Annotated in this window: 1 protein-coding gene and 1 pseudogene; both read right to left on the reverse strand. The window is 37.0% G+C overall.

The annotated features are described in order from the left end of the window. The coding region (locus K9V48_RS30255; RefSeq protein WP_368858322.1) for an IS3 family transposase at positions 1-301 on the reverse strand (301 nt) is incomplete at its 3' end. Positions 302-357: 56 nt separating this feature from the next. Next, positions 358-651, reverse strand: a pseudogene (locus K9V48_RS30260) (helix-turn-helix domain-containing protein); the annotation flags it as partial.

Genomic DNA, 651 nt, shown 5'->3' on the forward strand with positions numbered 1-651 from the left:
TTATATCAGTAGTTAACTTTTGATGGCAGACATTTGTGTGAAAACGGCGATTAATAAGGTTCTTCGCAATAGTCCCCACAGTCCCTTTGTAAGAACTATACTTACGTGATTTTCTTATGAACTTATCCCCTTTGAGACCTAGTTTCTTCATAATACGTTGAACCTTTTTATGATTGACTTTATGTCCCCGGTTTCTCAATTCCAAGTGGATACGACGATAACCATAATTGCCATTGTTCTCCTCAAAGATAGATAGAATACATGTTTCTAGTTCCTGATTGGGATTCTCCTTCATTATCATTTTTATATGATAATGATAAGAGGATTCTGGTATACCAACTACCTGCAGTACATCCTTTAATCGGAACGTTTCTTTGAGTTCGAATGATAACGTTGCTTGTGCTTTTCGAGATAGCCGTCCGGATCCATCTGAAAAGCTCGCAACTTTTTTAAGTATTCTATCTCTAAACGAAGAAGTTCATTTTCTCTTTCCAATTGTTGTTCATACGTCATTTCTTTTTCATCTGAGTGTTTGTTCTTTCTGTTCTTAGCTTCATCAGACATAGGTGGCCGTCCTTTCGATCTATCCAGAGCTTCAGCACCACCATCTAAAAATGTTTTCTTCCATGAGGTTATCATAGGAGGATTTGT

Source organism: Metabacillus rhizolycopersici, from assembly GCF_020075705.1.